Annotated in this window: 1 protein-coding gene; it reads right to left on the reverse strand. The window is 56.7% G+C overall.

From position 1 onward, the window contains the following. Window positions 1-423 (reverse strand): gamma-glutamyltransferase (locus tag ETC02_RS17045; RefSeq protein ID WP_171698487.1); only part of this gene is annotated, 423 nt, incomplete at both ends.

Consider the following 423-nt stretch of genomic DNA (forward strand, 5'->3'; position numbering starts at 1 on the left):
CCTCTTTCAGCGCCACTTTCTGACCTTTTGCTTCCAGCAGCTTGAGCGTATCCTGGCTAAACCCTTTTTCGACACGCAGCTCGTCCGGCAACCACTGATGGTGGAAACGCGGCGCATTGGTCGCTTCGGCGACGTTCATGCCATAATCGATGCTATTCACCACCATTTGCAGCACTGTAGTGATGATCCGGCTACCGCCTGGGCTACCGGTAACCAGCCAGGTTTTCCCGTCTTTCACCACAATGGTCGGCGACATCGACGACAGCGGGCGTTTGTTCGGCCCGACGGCGTTGGCATCACCGCCCACCAGCCCGTAAACGTTCGGTACGCCCGGTTTGGCGGAGAAATCATCCATCTGGTTATTAAGCAGAATACCGCTCTCGCCCGCGACAATACCCGTACCGAAGGTGGTGTTCAGCGTAT

It is taken from the genome of Geobacillus sp. DSP4a (genome assembly GCF_013096875.1).
Taxonomy (GTDB): Bacteria; Bacillota; Bacilli; order Bacillales; family Anoxybacillaceae; genus Geobacillus; species Geobacillus thermophilus.